Origin of the sequence: Sphingomonas sp. HT-1 (assembly GCF_048568905.1) — a bacterium.
Lineage (GTDB): Bacteria > Pseudomonadota > Alphaproteobacteria > Sphingomonadales > Sphingomonadaceae > Sphingomonas.
Genome location: NZ_CP183770.1, coordinates 1,414,737 through 1,433,461 on the forward strand (window position 1 = coordinate 1,414,737; position 18,725 = coordinate 1,433,461).

An 18,725-nucleotide genomic window follows, 5' to 3' on the forward strand; every position below is an offset into this window, starting at 1 on the left:
CAGCAAACCCTGAATCTTCCCCATCGACATTGCGACGGCCGCTACCAAGCGTTTCCGCGATGCGCCACCCCACAGCGCCGCCACTGCGCCCCGACGGCACCGGGGCGCGGCGAGAGACGCGGAAATCTGCCGTCAGCGCAGGGCGTCGCGCAACGCCTGCAGGCTGATGCTGCGGCGCTCCTCGTCCTGCTCCACCCATTCCACCAGCACCGCCAGCACCTGCCGCAGCGCATCCTGCTGGCCGCGAAGCCTTGCTTCCAGTTCGGCCACCCGTTCCGCCAGCAGCGCCATGTCCATGCCGCCGCCGGTCGGGCTCGTATCGGCGGGCGGCAGTGCCTCGGGAACGAAATCAAGCGCCTCGCCCGCGCCGTCGACTTCGATGTCCGCGATCGCGGCCGCCACGTCGGGCGCGCCAAAGGTATCGATACGCACGCTCGCCCCGTGCAGCAGCAGCCGATCCGCCACCAGGTTCAGCCGTCGCGCAACGCCGCCGGACCAGCGGTGCAAGGCTGCGCACGCCTCGCTGGTGAAGCGCGGACGGCCGTGTCCGCCGGCACAGTGCAGGCGATGGCGCAGATAGGGGGCGACCTCCTCGATCTCGATCGCGCCGAGATGTGCCGTGGCAATCACGCCATCGCGCCGCCGCGCGCTTTCCGCATCCTCCACCAAGCGTAGCAGGTGCGGCTCGCCGAACAGGAACAGCCGGAAAAGCGCACCGGCTTCCAGCGTGGAAAGGTGCCGCAGCACATGCCAGCAATCCTCGGACAGCAATTGGGCGTCATCCACCAGCAGCAGGATGCGGCCGCCGCCGGCCATCGCGGCTCGCGCATGATGATCGATCGCGGACAGCGCAGCGGCCTGCGAGATGCCCTGAAGATCCACGCCGAGCGCCTGCCCCACCACCTGCCCCACCAGCCGTATCAGGTCCTCCGCCCGCAAATCCTTGGAGGTGATCTGGAGCAGGCGATGATCTTGTCCATCGATGTCGCCCGCCAGGCGACGCAGCAGGATCGTCTTGCCGACGCCGGCCGCGCCGGTGACGACAACGTCCCCCTGCCCCCGGCCAAGCGCATGGCGCAGACAGGTCATCGCCGTGCCATGGGCTACCGTCTCGAACCAGAAGCGCGGATCGGGTGCGGGCTGAAAGGGGCGTGCGCGCAACCCGTAATAGTCGTCCTGCATCGCGCCCGCCTCCGCTCAGATGCCCGCCAGCACTTCGCGAACGGGCGGGTGGCCCAGAAAAGCCTGCGGGCTTGCCGTCGCGCCATACGCTCCCGACGCGAAGATCGCGATCAGATCGCCGACCTCGGCACGCGGCAGGGCCACGCGATCCGCGAGCCGATCAAGCGGAGTGCATAGCGGGCCGACGATGCTGACCACTTCTTCCGCGGCGTCCTGCATTCGATGCGCAACTGCCACCGGATAGTTGCGGCGGACGACCGTTCCGAAATTGCCCGTGGCCGCGAGGTGATGGTGCAATCCACCGTCGACGACCAGGAAGGTCTCGCCCTGGCTCTGTTTGCGATCGATCACCCGCGCCAGATAGATGCCGGCCTCGCCCACCAGCCAGCGCCCCAGTTCAATGGCGAATTGCGTATCCAACCCCTGCAATACCGGCGCCAACGCGGCACCCACTGCCTCCACGTCGAGTGGAACGTCGCCCGGGAAATAGGGGATGCCGAACCCGCCGCCGAGATTGACCAGGGGCGGCACCGCGCCGGCTTCGTCCGCCAGCCGCGCGGCGAGCGCGACCGTTGCCGCCTGCATCTCGATCACCGCATCGGCGGAAAGCGCCTGCGAGCCGGCATAGATGTGGAAACCCCGCCAGTCCGCGCCCGCCGCGCGAATCCGCCGCACCAGCGACGGCACGCGCGCCGCGTCCACGCCGAACGGCGAGGCCCTGCCGCCCATCTTCATCCCCGATCCGCGCAGCTCGAAATCGGGGTTCACCCGCACCGCCAGGCGGGGTGCGATGCCCAGCCCGTCGCCGATCGCCAGCGCGCGTTCGCCTTCGCTTTCCGATTCCAGGTTCAGCGTCACGCCCGCCACGATCGCCTCCGCCAGTTCGGCGTCGCGCTTGCCCGGCCCGGCAAAGCTGATCGTGTCCGCCGGCTTTGCCGCCAGTGCACGCGCCATTTCGCCGGCCGAGGCGACGTCGATGCCGTCCACCAGCGGCGCCATCGCGGCGATCAGCGGGGGGAAGGGGTTGGCCTTGATCGCATAATGGAGCGCCAGCTGCGGCGGCATCGCCGCGCGGAAACGGGCGATCCGCGCCGCGATGGCGGCGCCGTCGTACAGATACAGCGGCGTATCGGGCGCCGCCCATGCGGCGGCGTCGCGACCCGCGATCGTCAGGGTCGACTGGCGCGCATAGGCCGCGGGGATCGGGCCGATCGGCTTCGCGTTCATAGCACCTCCGCCTTCAATCCCGCGCGATCCAGCTTGCCATTGGCGTTGCGCGGCAGGCTCTCGCGCCAAACATAGTGTGCCGGTTGCTGAAAGCTCGGCAATTCGCGTCGCAGACGTTGGCGTAGCGCCGCCTCGGTGCTGCCGTCGCCCCGCGCGACGACCAGGATCGCCTGCCCCAGGCGCGGATCGGGGACGCCGAAGGCAACGGCCTCCTGCGTCTCGCCGCCGGCGAGCACGGCTTCCTCGATCTCGGTGGGGCTGATGCGATTGCCCGAGGATTTGATCATCTCGTCGTCACGCCCGACGAAGCGCAGCAGCCCGTCCGCATCCTCGGCCACGGTGTCGCCGGACCAGACGGCCATGCCGCCATAGGTCGAATGCTCGGGGGCCAGCCGGAACCGGCGCTCGGTGCGCTCCGGATCCTGCCAATAGCCCTTCGCCACCAGCGGTCCGGCATGGACCAGTTCGCCTTGCCGCGCCTTGCGCCCCTCGGCATCCACGACCAGGATTTCGGCGAACGGAATGGCGCGACCGATCGAATCCGGGTGCGCATCGATCAGGGCGGGGTCGAGATAGGTCGATCGAAACGCCTCGGTCAGCCCATACATCGCGAACAGCTCGGCGGCCGGGAACCTGCTCCGCAGCGCCCGCACCAGCGCGGGTGTCAGCGCCCCGCCGGAATTGGTCAGCCGCCGCAGCCGCGCCGCGGTGTCCGCGGGCCACTCGGCTTCCAGCAGCTGCACCCATAGCGGGGGCACCCCGGCGAGCGTGGTGATGGCGAACCGCTCCACGGCCTTCACGACATCGCGCGCGGTCAGATAGTCGAGCGGCACCACCGATGCGCCAGCCGCCCAGCTGGAGAACAGCTGGTTCTGGCCGTAATCGAAGCTGAGCGGCAGGACGCCCAGCACCCGGTCGTCCGGCGCGATCTTCAGATAGTGCGCGACGCTGATCGCGCCGAGCCACAGATTGGCGTGCGACAGCATCACGCCCTTGGGCCGGCCCGTCGATCCGGAGGTGTAGAGGATGGCCGCCAGCGCATCCGGATCGCCGGAGGAAGGCGGCATGGCGTCGCTTCCCGCCAGTTCCTCCTCGGTTATCACCGTGCAGCCGGTGGGCACGTCTCCGGGCTCCAGCGCCGCCAGCCGCGCGGCTTGGGTGACGAGCAGCCGGGCGCCGCTGTCCGCCAGGATATGTGCCACCTGCGCGCGCTTCAGCATCGGGTTGATCGGCACATGCACCAGCCCGGCGCGCGGCACGGCGAGCGGCAACAGGCAGGCCGCTCGGCTTTTGGGCAGCCAGCTGGCCACCCGCTCGCCCGTCGCCCAGCCCCGCGCGGCGATGCCGTGAGCGATTGTTCCCACTGCCGTTTCCAGCGCGTCGAAGCGCATCGTGCCGGCCTTGTCTGCCAGCGCAATGGCGTCCGGCGCGCCGCGCAGTGGCAGTGCGTCTATAAGATGGGGGGCAGGGTCCAGCGCGATCATGCCGCCACCCATAGTCTTGGCAGCGCCGCCGCCAAGCCTTACGGAAGCGCAAAAATCTTGCAGGGGATCCCCATTGCGGCCTGAAGGCATGCCCGAAGTCGAAAATACCGTGCGCGGCGTGCTGCGCGACGTGTTGGGTCTGAGCGAGGATCGCGTCGCCGCGTTCGATGCGGAGACGCCGCTGTTCGGCGCGCTGCCCGAACTCGATTCGCTTGCCGTCGCCGGAGTGCTCACCGAGATGGAGGATCGCCTGGGCATCCTGATCGAGGACGACGAAGTTGACGGTGAAATTCTCGAAAGTTTTGGCGCCCTCACCCACTTCGCCTCCCAAAAGGCGTTGGGGTGATCGAACCCTATGACTGGGCTGGTGGCCGCGAAGCGATGCTGCGCTTCGGGCCCGGCAGCGGTCCGGTCGTCGTGGCGGCGCTGCCGCTATTTGAAGAAGCGAACCGCACCCGCGCGTTCGTGGTTGCCATTTTGCGGGCACTTGCCGATCGGGGCATCGCCGGCGTCCTTCCCGAACTGCCGGGCACGGGCGACAGCCTGATCCCCACCGATCGCATCGCGATCTCCGATCTGCGTGCTGGTTTTGCCGCCGCGGCGCGCACGGCCGGCAAGCGCGCTTACTCGCTGGCGGTGCGCAGCGGCGCCTTGCTCGACGGGACCGTGATGATCCGTCGCCGCTGGCATTTCGCGCCCCAGACCGGGCCGGAACTCCTTCGCGCACTGCACCGGATGCACCGCATCGACGGTATGCCGGGCTATGGCGGCCATCGCCTGCCGGAAAGCTTCCTGGAGGAGCTGCCGGAATGCCATCTCGAGCCCGCTCGCACGGTCCGGCTGGATACGGACATGCGGCCGTCCGATCACAGCGTGCCGGGCAGGCCGCTATGGCGGCTGCCGGAGCCAACAAACGATTTGACCCTCGCGGAGTTGCTGGCGGCCGATATCGCGGCCTGGGTGCAAGCGTGCGAAGCCTAGTCGCGTTTCCCTGCTTGGGAGAGATGCTGGTGGGAGCGCTGGATGCTGCCTCCGGTCAGGCGGGGCTGCTCATCGTTTCAGGCGGGAACGAGGTGCGCGCGGGGCCACATCGCAGCATGGCGCTGCTCGCCCACCGCATCGCCGCGGCCGGCTTCCCGGTATTTCGATTCGATCGGCGCGGCGTGGGCGATTCGAGCGGCATCAACCAGGGCTTTGAAAACAGCGGCGAAGATATCGCCGCGGCTACCAAGATTTTTCGGCAGGAAGCATCGCTCGCCCGCGTCGTCGCCTTCGGCAACGGCGATGGAGCGACCGCGCTGGCGCTATTCCACGCTCAGGCCCGGATCGATTCGTTGCTGCTGGCGAATCCGGTCACGAAAAGCGGGATCGACGCAGCGGCGCCGGAGACGGCGGATCAGGGGGATTCTCGCGGCTGGATGCGGCAAGTGATCGGCAGGATCAGCGGGCGGCGGGCCGATAGCGAGTCCACGCTGGTCGCTCGGCTCGCAGAAGCGCTAACCGACGCGAAGATACCGATCACTCTACTGCTGGCGACACGCGATCCGGTCGGCGCGCTCTTCGCCGATCTGCTGCACCGCCCCGCCTTCGCCGCGTTGAGCACGCGCGTCCGACGCAAACAGTTTAATACCGATAGCCACAGCTTTGCCGGCAGTGCCGACAAAGCCTGGCTGTACGAGCGTATCCTCGAAGCGCTCGCCGAATAGTCCTATTCGGCGGCTTGGGCGATCGTCTCGAAATCCGCTTCGGCCAGGAATCGTTCGGCATCCAGCGCCGCCATGCAGCCTGTGCCGGCCGCGGTGATCGCCTGACGATAATGCTTATCCATCACGTCGCCGCAGGCGAATACGCCCGGCACGTTGGTGCGGGTCGTCCCCTTTTCGACTTCGATATAGCCATCAGCGTCGAGCGTGATGTGGCCGCGGAACAGTTCGGTGGCCGGATGGTGCCCGATCGCAACGAAGCCGCCGTCCACGTCGATGGTCGACAGCGCGCCCGTCACCGTGTCCTTCAGTTCGATCGCGACGAGACCTTCCGGCTGCCCACCGCCGATGAACCGCACGACCTGCTTGTTCCACAGCACGTTGATGCGCTCGTTCGCGTGCAGGCGCTCCTGCAGGATCTTTTCGGCGCGGAGGCTGTCGCGGCGGTGGATCAGCGTCACGTCATGGCTGTGGTTGGTCAGATACAGCGCTTCCTCGACCGCGGTATTGCCGCCGCCGATCACCGCCACCTTCTTGCCGCGGAAGAAAAAGCCGTCGCATGTCGCGCAGGCGCTGACGCCCTTGCCCTTCAAGAGTTCTTCCGAGTCTAGGCCCAGCCACCGGGCCTGCGCGCCGGTGGCGATCACCAGCGTGTCGCCCAGATAGACCGTGCCGCTGTCGCCCACCATTCGGAACGGCCGCTGGCTCACATCGACCTCGACGATCGTGTCCCACATCATCTGCGCGCCGACATGCTCCGCTTGCGCCTGCATCTCCTGCATCAGCCAGGGGCCCTGGATCACTTCGCGAAAGCCGGGATAATTCTCGACATCGGTGGTCGTGGTCAGTTGGCCGCCGGGCTGGATGCCCTGCACCACGATCGGGGCCAGGCCCGCGCGAGCGCCGTAAATAGCCGCCGAAAGGCCGGCAGGGCCGGAGCCGAGGATCAACATGCGAGTGGAATGGGTAGCGGTCATGAATGCTTTCCGTCGAATCTTTCGGTGCCGCTTCTAGGGAAAGGGTACCGTCGGAAGCAACATGGCGTCGCGGGAATGTCGCGCAACGCCGTGCCGGAACAAGAAAGCTGCTACACCATCAAGGGAAACTTCGCGGGTCAGCGAAGGACCAGCAGCACCACACCCGACCAGAACACGATTGTGCCTACCGCCATGATCAGCAAGCTTCCCGACGCCGCAGGATCAACACCACGCCCCTCAACCTGCTCGGGCGGCAACTCATACAATGCACGCATTCACGGCGCTCCGTTTCAGACGACCTCTCTCCGGTTCTTCTTATAACGTGTTCGGAACCGGTGACTCTTCCGGGAATATGCTTAACGCGCCGATACGGGCCTGCATAGATGCCCCTCGGTACGCTTTTGTATTTTAGTGTGGATGGTAGCGGAGGAGGGACTTGAACCCCCGACCCCAGGATTATGATTCCCGTGCTCTAACCAACTGAGCTACTCCGCCCTACCAAGGCGACCCGTTCGGGCGAGGGGGCCACATAGGTCCAGCTTTTCGAGCGGTCAAGCGTACATGTTACGCGAATGCAATTCCCACGGGCCGCCACGATACCACCAGCTCGCTAGGCCCGTGATTTCCACGCTTCGCGGCTGGAAATCGCGCGACAGCGCGGCCATCAGAGCCTTGGCGAGTACCGGCGTGACCTTGTTCTGCACGGTCACATGGGGGCGCCATCGCCCGGCATCCTGCAGCGTCAACAGGCCCGCAAAGGCCTGCACAAGCCCTTCCCGAATCACCACTAGGTCGGGCGAATCGATTCGGTAGGCCACGCCGCGGCCCAGCGACATCAGCCCGCCGACCGTCGCGCGGGGTGCCCGCACCCCGCGTGTCTCCTGCGCCAGCCGATGCTTCAACTCTTCCGCCACTGACGGCGGAAGATTATGAAACAGCGTCAGGTGCGCGTCGAGCTGGTTCCGCTCGGGCGGGAAATGGGTGCGGCGAAGCGAATCGAACCACGCCTGGTCCGCCTTGCCGAACAGCGCGGTGACGATCAGCGGGGCCGGCGCCCCGCTCAAATTTCGACCTGGCTTCCCAGCTCGACCACGCGGTTGGTGGGCAGGCGGAAAAACTCCATCGCGCTTTCGGCGTTGCGCAGCATCCAGGCGAACAGCTTTTCGCGCCAGATCATCATGCCCGGCCGCGAGGAAGGCAGCAGCGTCTGACGGGCTAGGAAGAAGCTCGTTTCCATCATCTTGAACTCGGCCCCGCACGCGCTGGCGGATTTCAGCGCCGTCGGCACGTCCGCTTCCTGCATGAACCCGTAATAGAGGATCATGCGGTGGAAGCCCTTGCCGAGATCCTCCACCACCATGCGCTTCTCTTCCGGCACATAGGGGACGTCGCTGATCTTCACGGTCAGCAGGATTACGCGGTCGTGCAGCACCTTGTTGTGCTTCAGGTTGTGGAGCAGCGCATGCGGCACGCCGTCGGGCGTCGAGGTCATGAACACCGCGGTGCCGCGCACGCGCGTGGCGGCATTGGCAGCCGATTCGATAAAGATCTGGATCGGCATCGCGCTCTCGCGCAGCCGTGCGATCATCAGCTTGCGCCCCTTCGCCCAAGTGGTGAGCAGCGTGAAGATGAGGAAGCCCACCATCAGCGGGAACCACCCGCCATCGGGCACCTTGGTGAGGTTCGCCGCGAAATAGGCGAGGTCGACGGTGAAGAACAGCAGCAGCAGCGGGACCGCGTAGCGCTTCTTCCAGTGCCACAGGTTGAACAGCACCACCGCCAGCAGGCAGTTGTCGATCAGCATCGCCCCGGTGACCGCAATGCCATAGGCCGCCGTCAGGTTGGACGAGGTCTGGAAGGTGAGAACCAGCAGGATCACCATCACCATCAGCGCCCAATTGATGATCGGGATATAGATCTGCCCCGCCGTGGCCGCGCTGGTATGATCGATCCGCAAACGCGGCACGAAGCCAAGCTGGATCGCCTGCTGCGTGACCGAGAAGGCGCCGGAGATCACCGCCTGCGACGCGATGATCGCCGCGGCGGTGGCCAGCCCCACCAGCGGCAGCCGCAGGGCTTCGGGTGCGAGCAGGTAGAAGGGGCTACGCAACGCCTCCGCATCGCGGATCAGCAATGCCCCCTGCCCCATATAGTTCATCATCAGCGCTGGCAGCACGAACCACAGCCACGAAACGCGAATCGGCTTGCGGCCGAAATGGCCCATATCGGCGTAGAGCGCCTCGGCGCCCGTCACCGCCAGCACGATCGAACCCAGCGCGAGGAATCCGCGCAGCGGATCGAGCGTGAAGAACTGCACCGCATGGTGCGGCGAGAATGCCTGCAGGATGTACGGCGTCTGCACCATGCTGATCACGCCCAGCGTGGCGATGACGAGGAAATAGAGCATCATCACCGGGCCGAAGAACGTGCCGACCCGCGCGGTTCCGGTCCGCTGGATGGAGAACAGCAGCACCAGGATCACGACTGCGATCGGCACCACCAACCGATGGAAGGCGGGCGCGGCCACGGCCAGCCCTTCGACTGCGGACAGCACGGACACCGCCGGCGTGATCATGGAGTCGCCGTAGAACAACGCCGTGGCGAACACGCCTAGCAACACGATGCCTTGCGTCCAGCGCCGTTGCCCACCACGCCCGGAAATCAGCGCCAGCAGCGCCAGGCTGCCGCCTTCGCCCTTGTTGTCGGCCCGCATGATGATGGTGACGTATTTCAGCGTCACCACCGCCATCATCGACCAGAACATCAGGCTGATCGCGCCCAGCACGTGGGGCGTATCAAGCGGCAGTTCGTGATGCTCGTTCGCGAAAGTCTCGCGGAACGCGTAGAGCGGGCTGGTACCGATATCGCCGAAGACGATGCCGATGGCACCGATGGCGAGCTTCCACGTCGGGTCCTGGCCGTGGCCATGCCCTTCGTGCGGTTCCGAATCGGGGGGGAGCGCGGCAGCGTCTCCAGTCACGGCGGGGGTCACCGCCGTGGCAAACGCTGAAGGAGGCGAACCGAGCTGGCCATAGAGACCTGTGTTCTCGTCATCATCAGGATGCGGGCCGTTAGCATGTGCAACATGCCCTATCAACAACGGTGTAAGGGCCACGAGACGCGCGACCGGCATGTGCGTTCCAAAACGGGCACAACTTCGTCATGAATCGGCGAACAAAGCATCGGCTTCGCCCCGCGTCGGCACCTCGCGGAGCACGAAACTGCTGTTGATCGTCACGACTCCGGGCAGGCGGCCCAGCTTTTCGCGGTGCAGCCGCTCATAATCGTCCAGATCCCGGCACAGGATCTTTAGCCGGTAATCCTGTCCGCCGGAGACGAGCGCGCATTCAACCACACCGTCGATTCGCCCCACCGCCGCTTCGAACTGGGCGAGATCCTCCTCCACCTGGGTTCCCAGCGTGATATCCACCAGCGCCGTCACTCGGAAGCCGAGCGTGCGATGGCCGAGGCGTGCGCCATAACCTCGGATCAGGCCATTCGCCTCCAGCGCCTGGATCCTGCGAGTACAGGCAGACTGCGACAGCCCCACTGCGGCTGCCACCTGGCTGACGGGTGCACGCGCATCGGCGGCAAGCGACTTGAGAATTGCTGTGTCGATTCGGTCCATCACGCATGAACCTCGTGTTTTCTCCGCCTCCACACAAGATCCATGCACCAAAGCCCATATCACAGGCCGATCTTTGCAGGGATTCGTGCCGGCCTTCCGCGCTAGCATGGAGGCATCAGGACTTAGGAGAGTTCCCATGCGCATCGGCGTTCCCAAGGAAATCAAGAACCACGAATATCGCGTCGGCCTGACGCCAGCCTCGGTCGCAGAGTTAGTGCACGCCGGCCATCAGGTGCTGGTGGAGACCCGCGCCGGTATGGGCATCGATTTCGACGACTCGGCCTACACCGCCGTCGGCGCGCAAATAGCCCCCGACGCAGCGACCGTTTTCGCGCAATCCGACATGATCGTGAAGGTGAAGGAGCCGCAGCAGCAGGAAATCGCCCTGCTCGAGCCGCGCCACCTGCTCTTCACCTATCTCCACCTTGCTGCCGACAAGCCACAGGCGGAAGGGCTCATCAAGTCCGGCGCGACCTGCATCGCCTACGAGACGGTGACGTCGAACTCGGGCGCCCTCCCCCTGCTGAAGCCCATGAGCGAAGTCGCCGGACGCATGTCGGTCCAGGTCGCCTCGCACTATCTCGAGAAGGAACAGGGCGGTCGCGGCGAACTGCTCGGCGGCGTGCCGGGCGTGGCGCCCTGCAAGGTCGCGATCCTTGGCGGCGGCGTCTCGGGCATCAACGCCGCGCAGATGGCGACGGGCCAGCGTGCCGACGTGACGATCTACGACATCAGCAACGAGCGCCTTGCCGAGCTGGACATGCATTTCGGCAGCCAGATCAAGACCGCCTATGCCAGCAAGGCGGCGATCGCCGAGGCGGTGAAGACAGCGCAGGTGGTGATCGGCGCGGTGCTCGTGCCGGGCGCGGCGGCACCGAAGCTTGTCACCCGCGACATGCTGAAGACGATGATGCGCGGATCGGTGCTGGTGGACATCGCGATCGATCAGGGCGGATGTTTCGAGACGAGCCGCCCGACGACGCATGACGACCCCGTCTTCGAAGTCGACGGCGTGATCCATTATTGCGTGGCGAACATGCCGGGCGCGGTCGCGCGTACCTCGGCCTTCGCACTCAACAACGCAACGCTGCCGTTCGTGCTGAAGCTGGCCAATCGCGGCGCCGAAGCTGCGATGCGAGCGGACCGACACCTCGCCAACGGCCTGAATGTTTCGGCGGGCAAGATCCGCCACCAAGCCGTGGCGGAAGCGCTCGACCTGCCGTTCGAAGCCTGGGTGGCCTAACGACGTTCCGCGCCTCGCCCGGTTCACGCGGGCGAGGCGTTCCGGCTTCAGGCCGCCTTGGCCTGGCTGTCTGGAAGATACTCCACAAGATTGCCCAACTGCACGCGCGGCGAACGCAGCCGCGGATCGGCCATGGCGGCAAGGAACGCCTGGTGCTGGGGATGATCGGGCAGGAACACCGCCTTGGCCGCATATTGCTGCGGCGAGAAGGTGCCCCAGTTGGTGACCTTGCCGAAATAGATGCTGGTGGCGTTCAGCGAGTCGGCGAGCGCCACGCCCTCGCCCATTTCGTGGAAGTTCTCCGTTTGCACCGTGAAGCTGAGCGAAAGCCGTTCGATCAGGCCCTGCGCCAAGAGATCGCCGGCAAAGCGGAGGTTCTGCTGCATCACTTCCCAGCGCGCCCCGCGGCGAAGCAGTTCGTGCGTTTCCTTCGAAGCGCCGTCGATGCTGATCTGAAGCGCGAAAACCCGGCGATGCAGCGCGGGGAACCGCTCCCATTCGCGGGGGGTGAACAGCATGGCATTCGTCATGATCCGAAACCGCAGGTCCGGATATTCGTCTGGCGTCAGCCGCTCCATCAGCCGGCGGAAATTCTTGCTGGCGAAGGGGTCGCCAGATCCCGTGATGAACACGGTCTTGGCATCGCGCAGCATCGGCAGGATCGCCCGCTCCTGCATCGCGTCATAGCGCTGCCGAGTCGCCTCGTCGGCGGCGATCTTGCTCGTGCGGCAGCTGGGGCACGATAGGTTGCACGTCCGGTCATAGGCGAGGTTCACGTCTTCCGGCCCCGCCGCCATCACGGTTTCCTGCTCAGCGATCAGGCTGGCGAGGCCCGGCCAACGGCTCGCTACCTCTTCCTTGGTCGGCAGCGTGCCGGCTTGAATCGCGGGACAAGCCATCTTGTTACAGTGGCGGTAGCTGCCGTCATGGATGCTGGCGCGAACCGCCTGCGCTGCCTGCGAATTCCACACGTCTTGCCACTCGGCGCCGCTCAGGTCGCCGGCGGACTTGTCGAGCCAGCTTGCACAGCACTGATGGGTACTCCGTTCGAGCACGTGCAGTTCTAGGAAGGGCTTGGTGCAGAACCGGCCTTCCAGCTGATACTTTGGGTTCTCCGGATCGGCCATGCCGTGAACGTGGAACAGCGCGCCCTGGGCCAGTACTGAGTTATTCTGCACGGTGGCCAGGTGAGTCAGTCGGGCCAGCGCCTGATCAAGCTGGCCCTCATGCGCATCGCACATCGCCAACACAGTCTCCAACGCGATCGCCACGGGCATGGCGATTTGTACGGTTCCGCTCGCCGCTTTGGCATGGCTGTTGCGCACGACGCGGGAAAACATCGGCAACGCTGCCAGGAACTGCGGGAACGCCGACCAGATTTCCGGCCGGTCATCCGGCTTCAGAAGGTCCTCCAGCATGATCCACAACATGTCCTCAGCCTTGGCATAGGCGGCGTGGTCGGCTTCATTAAGGCCGTTCTTTAGGAAATCGGCGGCCTTGCCAGTGGCGATGTGCATTGTCGGGACCCTGTATCCGCGGAGACGAGCGGCGCACGCACGCAGGCGGCACCGATCTTAATATAGACGGATACTAGTTGGTTAGCGGGCGCGCCCTGCATTCTCCGCCGATGCGGCGGTCGCTGCAGCCTCGGCAAGGCTGGGATCGAGCGTGAGCATCGCCTTCACCATGTCGTCGCGGTAGCTGGCGTCTTTGGGCACGCGCTGCAGCGCTTCGCCCCAGGCGTTGCGGGCGGCGCTGATGTCACCGCTTCGTGCCAGGGCAATGCCCAGGAAAAAGGGCGGACCGGGGTGGCTCGGGCCGAGTTTCGCCGCCTTGTCGAATGCGAAGCGTGCCGCCGGCGAAAGCTGATCGCCATCCTGTTCGGCCAGCGCCACCCCTAGCCAAGACCAGAGGCCGACATCGTTCGGCGCCTTGCGCACGGCGCCGAGCATCACCGCTGCCGCATGACGCGGTGCACCGGCGCGGATCATGCCGTCGGCCGCCATGAAGTAGCTAAAATCGAAATTGAACCGACCGAACATCGCCTCGCGCACGGCGATCACGTCTTGGTCGAGCGGCCGTGCGTTCGTCGCGCCCTGGGCCGGCTGCCCGGCAAGGCCCGGCCGTCCCTGCCACGCATATCCGGCGGCGGCCAGCATCACCGCCATCGCCGGCAGCGTCCAAAGTCTCCGTGGGAAGCGAATGAATAGCAATAGCGCCCCGCCGAGCAGCGCGAATCCGCCGAAAACCAGCCACCCGGTCATGCGGCAGTCCGCCGGAACAGGCGGCGCGCGATCAACAGGCCGATCCCGAGGAGCGCCAGCGGTGCGATCCAGAGCGGCGCCGTCACCCAGCTGAGCGGCGGATCGTAGCTCACATAGTCGCCGTAGCGATCGATCAGCCAGGCGCGGACCTGCGTCGGCCGTTCCCCCGCGGCGATGCGCTGGCGGACCAGCGCCCGCATCTCGCCCGCCATCTCCGCATCGCTGTCGGCGATCGACTGCCCCTGACAGACCAGGCAGCGCAGCGTCTCCATCAGCGCCTTGGCCTTTGCCTCCTGGGCCGGATCGGCCAGCTGCGTGTAGGCCAGTTGCGACGGCGGCAGGCTGGAATCGGCATGCGCCGCACCTGCGATCAGCAGCAGGGCGAGCGCCGCGCGCTTCACTTCGCCTTCTCCAGCGCCGCCAGCAGCTTTGCCACGTCCTCGGCGCGCACGTCGCCGATATGCTGATCGACGATCACGCCGCGCGAGTCGATAACGAAGGTCTCGGGTACGCCCGAGGAGCCGAGCGACAGCTGCGCGCGCATCGCCCGATCGTCGCCGATCCGGGCATAGGGATCGCCGTTGCGCGCCAGGAAGGCCTGCACGTCGGCAGTCGTATCGCGCACGGCGATCGCGTCGATCGGCACGCCCGCCTGCTTCAACTTCATCAGCTGCGGCGCCTCGGCCACGCATGGGATGCACCAGCTGGCGAACACATTGAGCAGGCGCGGCTTGCCGCCCGCCTGACGAGCGGTGTCGATGCCGTCCTTGTTCGGCAAAATCGGCGGCAGGCGGAGCGCCGGCACCGGCTTGCCCACCATCGCCGATCGTACCAGATGGTCGCTCGGCTCGATCAGCCCGTTCACGACCAGCGCGAACACGATCGCGAACAGCGCCAGCGGCAACCAGATCAGCAGCTTCTTCATGCCCATGCTTCCTCGCGCGCGGCGCGCATCCTGCCGCGGAGCCGTCCGATCAGAGCAATCAGCCCGCCCAACGCAATCAGCCCGCCGCCACCCCAGATCCAGGTGACGAACGGCTTCCACCACAGCCGCAACTGCCATCGTCCGGTACCATCGGCCGCGCCCAATACAGTATAGATCTGCCCATCCCACAAGGTAGCGATCGCCGCCTCGCTCGTATTGGTGGGCGGGCTGGCGAAGAAACGCTGCTGCGGCACAAGCTCGAACGGCTTGCCGGCGCCGCGCTGCAGCTGCAGCCGCGCCTCCATCGCCGACCAGTTGGTGCCGATCGCAGGCCGCACCTCGACCAGCGTCACCCGAAACGGGCCGACGGTCAGGTTGTCGCCCACTGCCACGGCGGCGAGTCGCTCCTGCTTGAACAGCGTGTCCGCCGCCATGCCTGCCACGCTCATCGCAATGCCGAGATGCGCGATCACCATGCCCCAGATCGGCAGCGGCGTGCGGCGTAGCTTGCGCTTCCACAATGGCGCGATGCTGGCCGCTGCGAGCCCGAAGGCCAGCGCCAGCGCCAGCACGGCGATCAGCGATCCGCCGCCGGCAAGCGCGAAAAACAGGGCGAACGCGACGCCCGCCACCGCCACGGGCACGGTCAGCCGTGACAGCAGCGCCTGCGCCGTATCGCGTCGCCAGCGCAGCAGCGGCCCCGCCGCGGTGCCGACGATCAGCAACAGCGCGATCGGCACCGCCGCCTTCTCGAAGAAGGGCGCGCCGATCGAAAGCTGCACGCCCATCGCCTGCGCGGCGAGCGGATAGAGCGTACCGATCAGCACGACGCCCAGGATGACGCTGAGCAACAGGTTGTTGAACACCAGCGCCGCCTCGCGGCTGACCAGTTGGAAGGTGGCCCCTTGCGTCACGGTACCCACCCGCAGGCCGAACAGCGCCAGCGCACCCCCGATGTAAATGCCGAGCAGCGCCAGAAGGAAACTCCCGCGCGTGGGATCGACGGCGAAGGCATGGACGCTGACCAGAATGCCCGATCGCACCAGGAAGGTGCCGACCATGGACATCGAGAAAGCAACCACCGCCAGCATCAGCGTCCAGGCCCGCAACCCGTCACGCGTTGCCAGCACGTTGACCGAATGGAGCAGCGCCGTCGCCGCCAGCCAAGGCATCAGCGAGGCATTCTCCACCGGATCCCAGAACCACCAGCCACCCCAGCCGAGCTCGTAATAGGCCCAGTAGCTGCCTGCGGTGATGCCGATCGTCAGGAAGATCCAGGCGCCGAGCACCCAGGGCCGCATCGCCTTCGCGAACGCGGGCCCCACGTCGCGCATCACCAGCGCTGCCACGGCAAAGCTGAACGCGACCGACAGACCGACATAGCCGAGGTACAGCGTGGGGGGATGAAAGGCGAGGCCGGGATCCTGGAGCAGCGGGTTGAGCCCCTGCCCGTCCGTGGGCGCCGGGCTCAGCCGCGCAAAGGGGTTCGAGGCGAAGGCCAGAAAGGCATAGAAGCCGATCGCGATCCCCGCCTGCGCCGCCAAGGTCGCCGCCAGCGTGCCTGCCGCCAGCCGCCGCTCGGCCAGCGCCACGCCCGCGCCGGCCACTGCAAGCACGGTCACCCACAGCAGCATCGAACCTTCGTGGTTCCCCCAGGCGCCGGCGACCTTGTACAGCATCGGCTTCTGCGAATGGCTGTTCTGCGCGACCAGCAGCACCGACATGTCGGACCGCACGAACAGCCAGATCAGGATCAGAAATGCGGCGGAGGCGAACAGCGCCTGAGCAAGCGCCATTGCGCGCACGCCGGCAAGCATCGCCCCGTCATCGCGCGCCCGCGCCGCGCCCGTGCCCAGCATCAGCTGCGCAACGGCAAAGGCGGTGGCGAGCCACAACGCGCCGAGTCCGGCTTCGGCGATCATGGTTCCAGCGACTCGCTCTTGTGCATCTTTCCCGCCATCTGCGGCGGCATGTAGCGTTCGTCGTGCTTGGCGAGCAGATTGTCTGCGGCAAAGCTGCCGTCGGGCTGGAATCGCCCTTCGGCGACGACGCCCGACCCTTCGCGGAACAGGTCCGGCGTCACGCCGCGGAAGCGCACCGGCACCACCGCCTTGCCGTCGGTCACGGCGAAGCGGATCGAGATGCCGTCCGCCGCCCGCACGAGCGATCCTGTCTGGACCATGCCGCCCAGCCGCACCGCCTTGCCCAGCGGCAGCGGCTTGCCCGCCACGTCGCCGGGCGCATAGAAGAACGCGGCTTGATCCTTGAGCGCCGAAAGCGCGAGCAGCGCCGCCCCGACGATCGCCGCGACGGCGAGCAGGCCCAGTGTCAGTCGCTGATGCTTGGCCCTCACCGGCGGCGCCCCACTGCATCGGCCATCGCCTCGGCGCGGCGCATCGCCAGCCAACTCGCCAGCGCGAGGCCGCCCGTACCTAAACCGACAAGCGCATAGGCCGCCGTCACGAACCACCAGTGATTCATTGCGCCGTCATCCTCCGCAACCGCGCTTCCAGCTTCTGCCGCGCCAGCAGCGCCCGCATGCGCATCAGCACCATCGCGCCGAACAGCAGCGAGAAGCCCGAAAGCGTGAACCAGAGCGGCCACAGCATCGAGGAATCGATGGTGCTGCGGGTCAGGCCGATGCTTTCCCCCTGGTGCAACGTGTTCCACCAGATCACCGAATAGCGAATGATCGGCAGCAGCACCGTACCTGCCACGCCGAAAAGCGCCGGAATGCGGCCGTCGCCGCTCCGCTCGGCATCGGCACGTGCCAGCGCGATCCAGGCGATATAGATGAAGAACAGCAGCAGCATGCTGGTCAGCCGCCCGTCCCATTCCCACCAGGTTCCCCAGGTGGGTCGACCCCAGATCGATCCGGTCGCCAGGCACAAGGCGGCAAAAACGGCGCCCACCGGGGCCATTGCCCGTGCCGCCACGATCGCCAGCGGATGCCGCCAGATCAGATAGCTGAGGCACGCCAGGGCCAGGCCGCTCCAACCGCCCATGCCCAGCCACGCGGTGGGCACATGGATGTAGAGGATGCGGACGCTGTCCTTCTGCAGATAGTCGGCCGGTGTCTGCGTCAGCCCGGCCCATGCGCCGAACAGCGTCAGCGCCAGCCCGATCCAGAACAGAGCCGGCGTCAGCGGCCGGGCGATCTTGAGGAAGCGCGCCGGATTGGCGAGGGCGTGAAGCATCGGCACGCGCGTGGATTAGCCGGATTTCTCACCCGATTCCAAGCAGGGATTACACGCAGTGTACGCACCGCGCGCATAGGGTTGCAAACTCGCGCAGGCTTCGCTACCCGGCCCCCGTCATCTGGGGAGTAGCCACCGGCGCATAGCGCCGTGCGCCCGCGTCAACATACTTGGTCGAGAGGCCATGGCGCAGGCGGAGCCGATCGCGGCTCAGGCGAGACCAATGGCGTCGTATCTCCGCTCATGCCGGGCGGGGAGATTCGATGTCGTTGGATTCGCGTTCCGCCCGGCCCTGGAGACGTTCTTGGAAGCCCTGCTCACCTCTACCGTTGTGGTGGCGCTCGCGGAAATCGGCGACAAGACCCAGCTGCTCGCCATCCTGCTGGCGACTCGGTTCAAGCGGCCAGTGCCGATCATCTGCGGCATCTTCGCGGCGACCATCGCCAATCATTTCCTCGCGGCGCTGGTCGGAGCGGAGGTCGCCGGGCTGCTCGACAGCATCTGGTTCCGCTACGCCATTGCCGCGTCGTTCGTGGCGATGGGTCTGTGGACGCTGGTCCCGGACAAACTGGACGAGGACGATGCGCCGAAGCCCGCCCGTTTCGGCGCGTTCGTTACCACCGCCATCGCCTTCTTCCTGGTAGAAATGGGCGACAAGACCCAGATCGCCACGGTGGCGCTGGGCGCCCGCTTCCACGCGGTGCTGCCGGTAACGGCGGGTACGACTCTGGGAATGATGCTTGCCAACGTGCCGGCGGTGTTCCTCGGCAAGGCGGTAATCGAGCGCGTACCGCTGACAACCGTGCACCGGATTGCCGCCGCACTATTCGTCGTGATCGGCCTGTGGCTCGCGGCGCAGACGGCGGGCTGGCTGTAATGGCAAAAGACCCTCCCC

At 66.5% G+C, this 18,725-nt stretch carries 21 protein-coding genes, 1 tRNA gene and 1 riboswitch; of the genes, 5 read left to right on the forward strand and 17 right to left on the reverse strand.

All coding sequences use genetic code 11. The features are described 5' to 3' along the window. Positions 1-132: 132 nt before the first annotated feature. From ACNFJ7_RS06600 to ACNFJ7_RS06610, 3 genes are read right to left on the reverse strand one after another with little or no spacing between them, the layout of a single operon-like run. On the reverse strand, positions 133-1,182 hold the full coding sequence (locus ACNFJ7_RS06600) for an ExeA family protein (RefSeq protein WP_019368089.1): 1,050 nt from the start codon (positions 1,180-1,182) through the stop codon (positions 133-135). Positions 1,183-1,197: 15 nt separating this feature from the next. After that, complete coding sequence (locus ACNFJ7_RS06605) at positions 1,198-2,409, reverse strand: pyridoxal-dependent decarboxylase, exosortase A system-associated (RefSeq protein WP_019368088.1); 1,212 nt, start codon at positions 2,407-2,409, stop codon at positions 1,198-1,200. Further along, the gene (locus tag ACNFJ7_RS06610; RefSeq protein ID WP_026008870.1) at positions 2,406-3,893 is read right to left on the reverse strand and encodes an acyl-CoA ligase (AMP-forming), exosortase A system-associated; all 1,488 of its coding nucleotides are present in this window, start codon (positions 3,891-3,893) and stop codon (positions 2,406-2,408) included. Before ACNFJ7_RS06610 ends, ACNFJ7_RS06605 begins: the two co-directional genes overlap by 4 nt. An 88-nt stretch (positions 3,894-3,981) precedes the next feature. Here ACNFJ7_RS06610 and ACNFJ7_RS06615 point away from each other — a divergent pair, with 88 nt between their 5' ends. From ACNFJ7_RS06615 to ACNFJ7_RS06625, 3 genes are read left to right on the forward strand one after another with little or no spacing between them, the layout of a single operon-like run. Further along, positions 3,982-4,239, forward strand: coding sequence for an acyl carrier protein (locus ACNFJ7_RS06615; protein WP_019368086.1), 258 nt, complete (start codon positions 3,982-3,984; stop codon positions 4,237-4,239). Next, positions 4,236-4,874, forward strand: coding sequence for a hypothetical protein (locus tag ACNFJ7_RS06620; protein WP_019368085.1), 639 nt, complete (start codon positions 4,236-4,238; stop codon positions 4,872-4,874). The genes ACNFJ7_RS06615 and ACNFJ7_RS06620 overlap by 4 nt, the downstream gene beginning before the upstream one ends. A 23-nt stretch (positions 4,875-4,897) precedes the next feature. Beyond that, positions 4,898-5,599 carry a serine aminopeptidase domain-containing protein gene (locus ACNFJ7_RS06625; RefSeq protein ID WP_019368084.1) on the forward strand — a complete coding sequence of 234 codons (702 nt, stop codon included), beginning with the start codon at positions 4,898-4,900 and terminating at the stop codon, positions 5,597-5,599. A gap of 2 nt (positions 5,600-5,601) precedes the next feature. Here the strand turns inward: ACNFJ7_RS06625 and trxB are convergent, their stop codons facing one another. The 6 genes from trxB to ACNFJ7_RS06655 form a co-directional block, all read right to left on the reverse strand. After that, entirely contained in the window at positions 5,602-6,573 is a 972-nt protein-coding gene (trxB, locus tag ACNFJ7_RS06630) for a thioredoxin-disulfide reductase (RefSeq protein ID WP_082664405.1), read from the reverse strand. A gap of 137 nt (positions 6,574-6,710) precedes the next feature. Continuing rightward, positions 6,711-6,848: a hypothetical protein gene (locus tag ACNFJ7_RS06635; protein ID WP_156804351.1), complete on the reverse strand. Its 138-nt coding sequence runs from the start codon at positions 6,846-6,848 to the stop codon at positions 6,711-6,713. 143 nt (positions 6,849-6,991) lie between these two features. Next, positions 6,992-7,068 (reverse strand) — tRNA-Met (locus ACNFJ7_RS06640). Positions 7,069-7,124: 56 nt separating this feature from the next. Beyond that, positions 7,125-7,637, reverse strand: a complete 513-nt coding sequence (locus tag ACNFJ7_RS06645) for a 2'-5' RNA ligase family protein (protein WP_019368082.1) — start codon at positions 7,635-7,637, stop codon at positions 7,125-7,127. Continuing rightward, entirely contained in the window at positions 7,634-9,565 is a 1,932-nt protein-coding gene (locus tag ACNFJ7_RS06650) for a potassium transporter Kup (protein WP_037512874.1), read from the reverse strand. The genes ACNFJ7_RS06645 and ACNFJ7_RS06650 overlap by 4 nt, the downstream gene beginning before the upstream one ends. 168 nt (positions 9,566-9,733) lie before the next feature. Continuing rightward, positions 9,734-10,201: an Lrp/AsnC family transcriptional regulator gene (locus ACNFJ7_RS06655; protein ID WP_019368080.1), complete on the reverse strand. Its 468-nt coding sequence runs from the start codon at positions 10,199-10,201 to the stop codon at positions 9,734-9,736. 136 nt (positions 10,202-10,337) lie between these two features. Between ACNFJ7_RS06655 and ald the strand changes: the two genes are divergently transcribed. Further along, positions 10,338-11,444, forward strand: a complete 1,107-nt coding sequence (gene ald / locus ACNFJ7_RS06660) for an alanine dehydrogenase (protein ID WP_019368079.1) — start codon at positions 10,338-10,340, stop codon at positions 11,442-11,444. 47 nt (positions 11,445-11,491) lie between these two features. On the opposite strand, the gene ACNFJ7_RS06665 is transcribed toward ald, so the two are convergent. From ACNFJ7_RS06665 to ccmC, 8 genes are all read right to left on the reverse strand, one after another. After that, positions 11,492-12,961, reverse strand: coding sequence for a radical SAM protein (locus tag ACNFJ7_RS06665; protein WP_419724239.1), 1,470 nt, complete (start codon positions 12,959-12,961; stop codon positions 11,492-11,494). An 81-nt stretch (positions 12,962-13,042) separates the two neighbouring features. Then, on the reverse strand, positions 13,043-13,708 hold the full coding sequence (locus ACNFJ7_RS06670; protein ID WP_019368077.1) for a tetratricopeptide repeat protein: 666 nt from the start codon (positions 13,706-13,708) through the stop codon (positions 13,043-13,045). After that, positions 13,705-14,109: a cytochrome c-type biogenesis protein gene (locus ACNFJ7_RS06675; protein ID WP_019368076.1), complete on the reverse strand. Its 405-nt coding sequence runs from the start codon at positions 14,107-14,109 to the stop codon at positions 13,705-13,707. The genes ACNFJ7_RS06670 and ACNFJ7_RS06675 overlap by 4 nt, the downstream gene beginning before the upstream one ends. Further along, the gene (locus tag ACNFJ7_RS06680; protein ID WP_026008867.1) at positions 14,106-14,633 is read right to left on the reverse strand and encodes a redoxin family protein; all 528 of its coding nucleotides are present in this window, start codon (positions 14,631-14,633) and stop codon (positions 14,106-14,108) included. The genes ACNFJ7_RS06675 and ACNFJ7_RS06680 overlap by 4 nt, the downstream gene beginning before the upstream one ends. Further along, complete coding sequence (locus ACNFJ7_RS06685; protein ID WP_019368074.1) at positions 14,630-16,555, reverse strand: heme lyase CcmF/NrfE family subunit; 1,926 nt, start codon at positions 16,553-16,555, stop codon at positions 14,630-14,632. Before ACNFJ7_RS06685 ends, ACNFJ7_RS06680 begins: the two co-directional genes overlap by 4 nt. Then, positions 16,552-16,986 carry a cytochrome c maturation protein CcmE gene (ccmE, locus tag ACNFJ7_RS06690; RefSeq protein WP_019368073.1) on the reverse strand — a complete coding sequence of 145 codons (435 nt, stop codon included), beginning with the start codon at positions 16,984-16,986 and terminating at the stop codon, positions 16,552-16,554. Before ccmE ends, ACNFJ7_RS06685 begins: the two co-directional genes overlap by 4 nt. Continuing rightward, positions 16,983-17,114, reverse strand: coding sequence for a hypothetical protein (locus ACNFJ7_RS06695; protein WP_019368072.1), 132 nt, complete (start codon positions 17,112-17,114; stop codon positions 16,983-16,985). The genes ccmE and ACNFJ7_RS06695 overlap by 4 nt, the downstream gene beginning before the upstream one ends. Then, positions 17,111-17,830, reverse strand: a complete 720-nt coding sequence (ccmC, locus tag ACNFJ7_RS06700; RefSeq protein WP_019368071.1) for a heme ABC transporter permease CcmC — start codon at positions 17,828-17,830, stop codon at positions 17,111-17,113. Before ccmC ends, ACNFJ7_RS06695 begins: the two co-directional genes overlap by 4 nt. 110 nt (positions 17,831-17,940) lie before the next feature. Further along, positions 17,941-18,124: riboswitch (yybP-ykoY riboswitch) on the forward strand. A 10-nt stretch (positions 18,125-18,134) separates the two neighbouring features. Here ccmC and ACNFJ7_RS06705 point away from each other — a divergent pair. Further along, on the forward strand, positions 18,135-18,707 hold the full coding sequence (locus tag ACNFJ7_RS06705) for a TMEM165/GDT1 family protein (RefSeq protein ID WP_019368070.1): 573 nt from the start codon (positions 18,135-18,137) through the stop codon (positions 18,705-18,707). The last annotated feature ends 18 nt before the right edge of the window (positions 18,708-18,725 follow it).

Excerpts from the sequence above, each read along its gene's own strand:
- ACNFJ7_RS06655 (WP_019368080.1), bottom strand. The coding sequence starts at position 10,201 with ATGGACCGAATCGACACAGCAATTCTCAAGTCGCTTGCCGCCGATGCG.
- ACNFJ7_RS06610 (WP_026008870.1), bottom strand. The coding sequence starts at position 3,893 with ATGATCGCGCTGGACCCTGCCCCCCATCTTATAGACGCACTGCCACTG.
- ACNFJ7_RS06605 (WP_019368088.1), bottom strand. The coding sequence starts at position 2,409 with ATGAACGCGAAGCCGATCGGCCCGATCCCCGCGGCCTATGCGCGCCAG.
- ACNFJ7_RS06680 (WP_026008867.1), bottom strand. The coding sequence starts at position 14,633 with ATGAAGAAGCTGCTGATCTGGTTGCCGCTGGCGCTGTTCGCGATCGTG.
- ACNFJ7_RS06615 (WP_019368086.1), top strand. The coding sequence starts at position 3,982 with ATGCCCGAAGTCGAAAATACCGTGCGCGGCGTGCTGCGCGACGTGTTG.
- ald (WP_019368079.1), top strand. The coding sequence starts at position 10,338 with ATGCGCATCGGCGTTCCCAAGGAAATCAAGAACCACGAATATCGCGTC.
- trxB (WP_082664405.1), bottom strand. The coding sequence starts at position 6,573 with ATGACCGCTACCCATTCCACTCGCATGTTGATCCTCGGCTCCGGCCCT.
- ACNFJ7_RS06695 (WP_019368072.1), bottom strand. The coding sequence starts at position 17,114 with ATGAATCACTGGTGGTTCGTGACGGCGGCCTATGCGCTTGTCGGTTTA.
- ACNFJ7_RS06670 (WP_019368077.1), bottom strand. The coding sequence starts at position 13,708 with ATGACCGGGTGGCTGGTTTTCGGCGGATTCGCGCTGCTCGGCGGGGCG.
- ACNFJ7_RS06635 (WP_156804351.1), bottom strand. The coding sequence starts at position 6,848 with ATGCGTGCATTGTATGAGTTGCCGCCCGAGCAGGTTGAGGGGCGTGGT.
- ACNFJ7_RS06685 (WP_019368074.1), bottom strand. The coding sequence starts at position 16,555 with ATGATCGCCGAAGCCGGACTCGGCGCGTTGTGGCTCGCCACCGCCTTT.
- ACNFJ7_RS06600 (WP_019368089.1), bottom strand. The coding sequence starts at position 1,182 with ATGCAGGACGACTATTACGGGTTGCGCGCACGCCCCTTTCAGCCCGCA.
- ACNFJ7_RS06625 (WP_019368084.1), top strand. The coding sequence starts at position 4,898 with ATGCTGGTGGGAGCGCTGGATGCTGCCTCCGGTCAGGCGGGGCTGCTC.
- ccmC (WP_019368071.1), bottom strand. The coding sequence starts at position 17,830 with ATGCTTCACGCCCTCGCCAATCCGGCGCGCTTCCTCAAGATCGCCCGG.
- ACNFJ7_RS06665 (WP_419724239.1), bottom strand. The coding sequence starts at position 12,961 with ATGCACATCGCCACTGGCAAGGCCGCCGATTTCCTAAAGAACGGCCTT.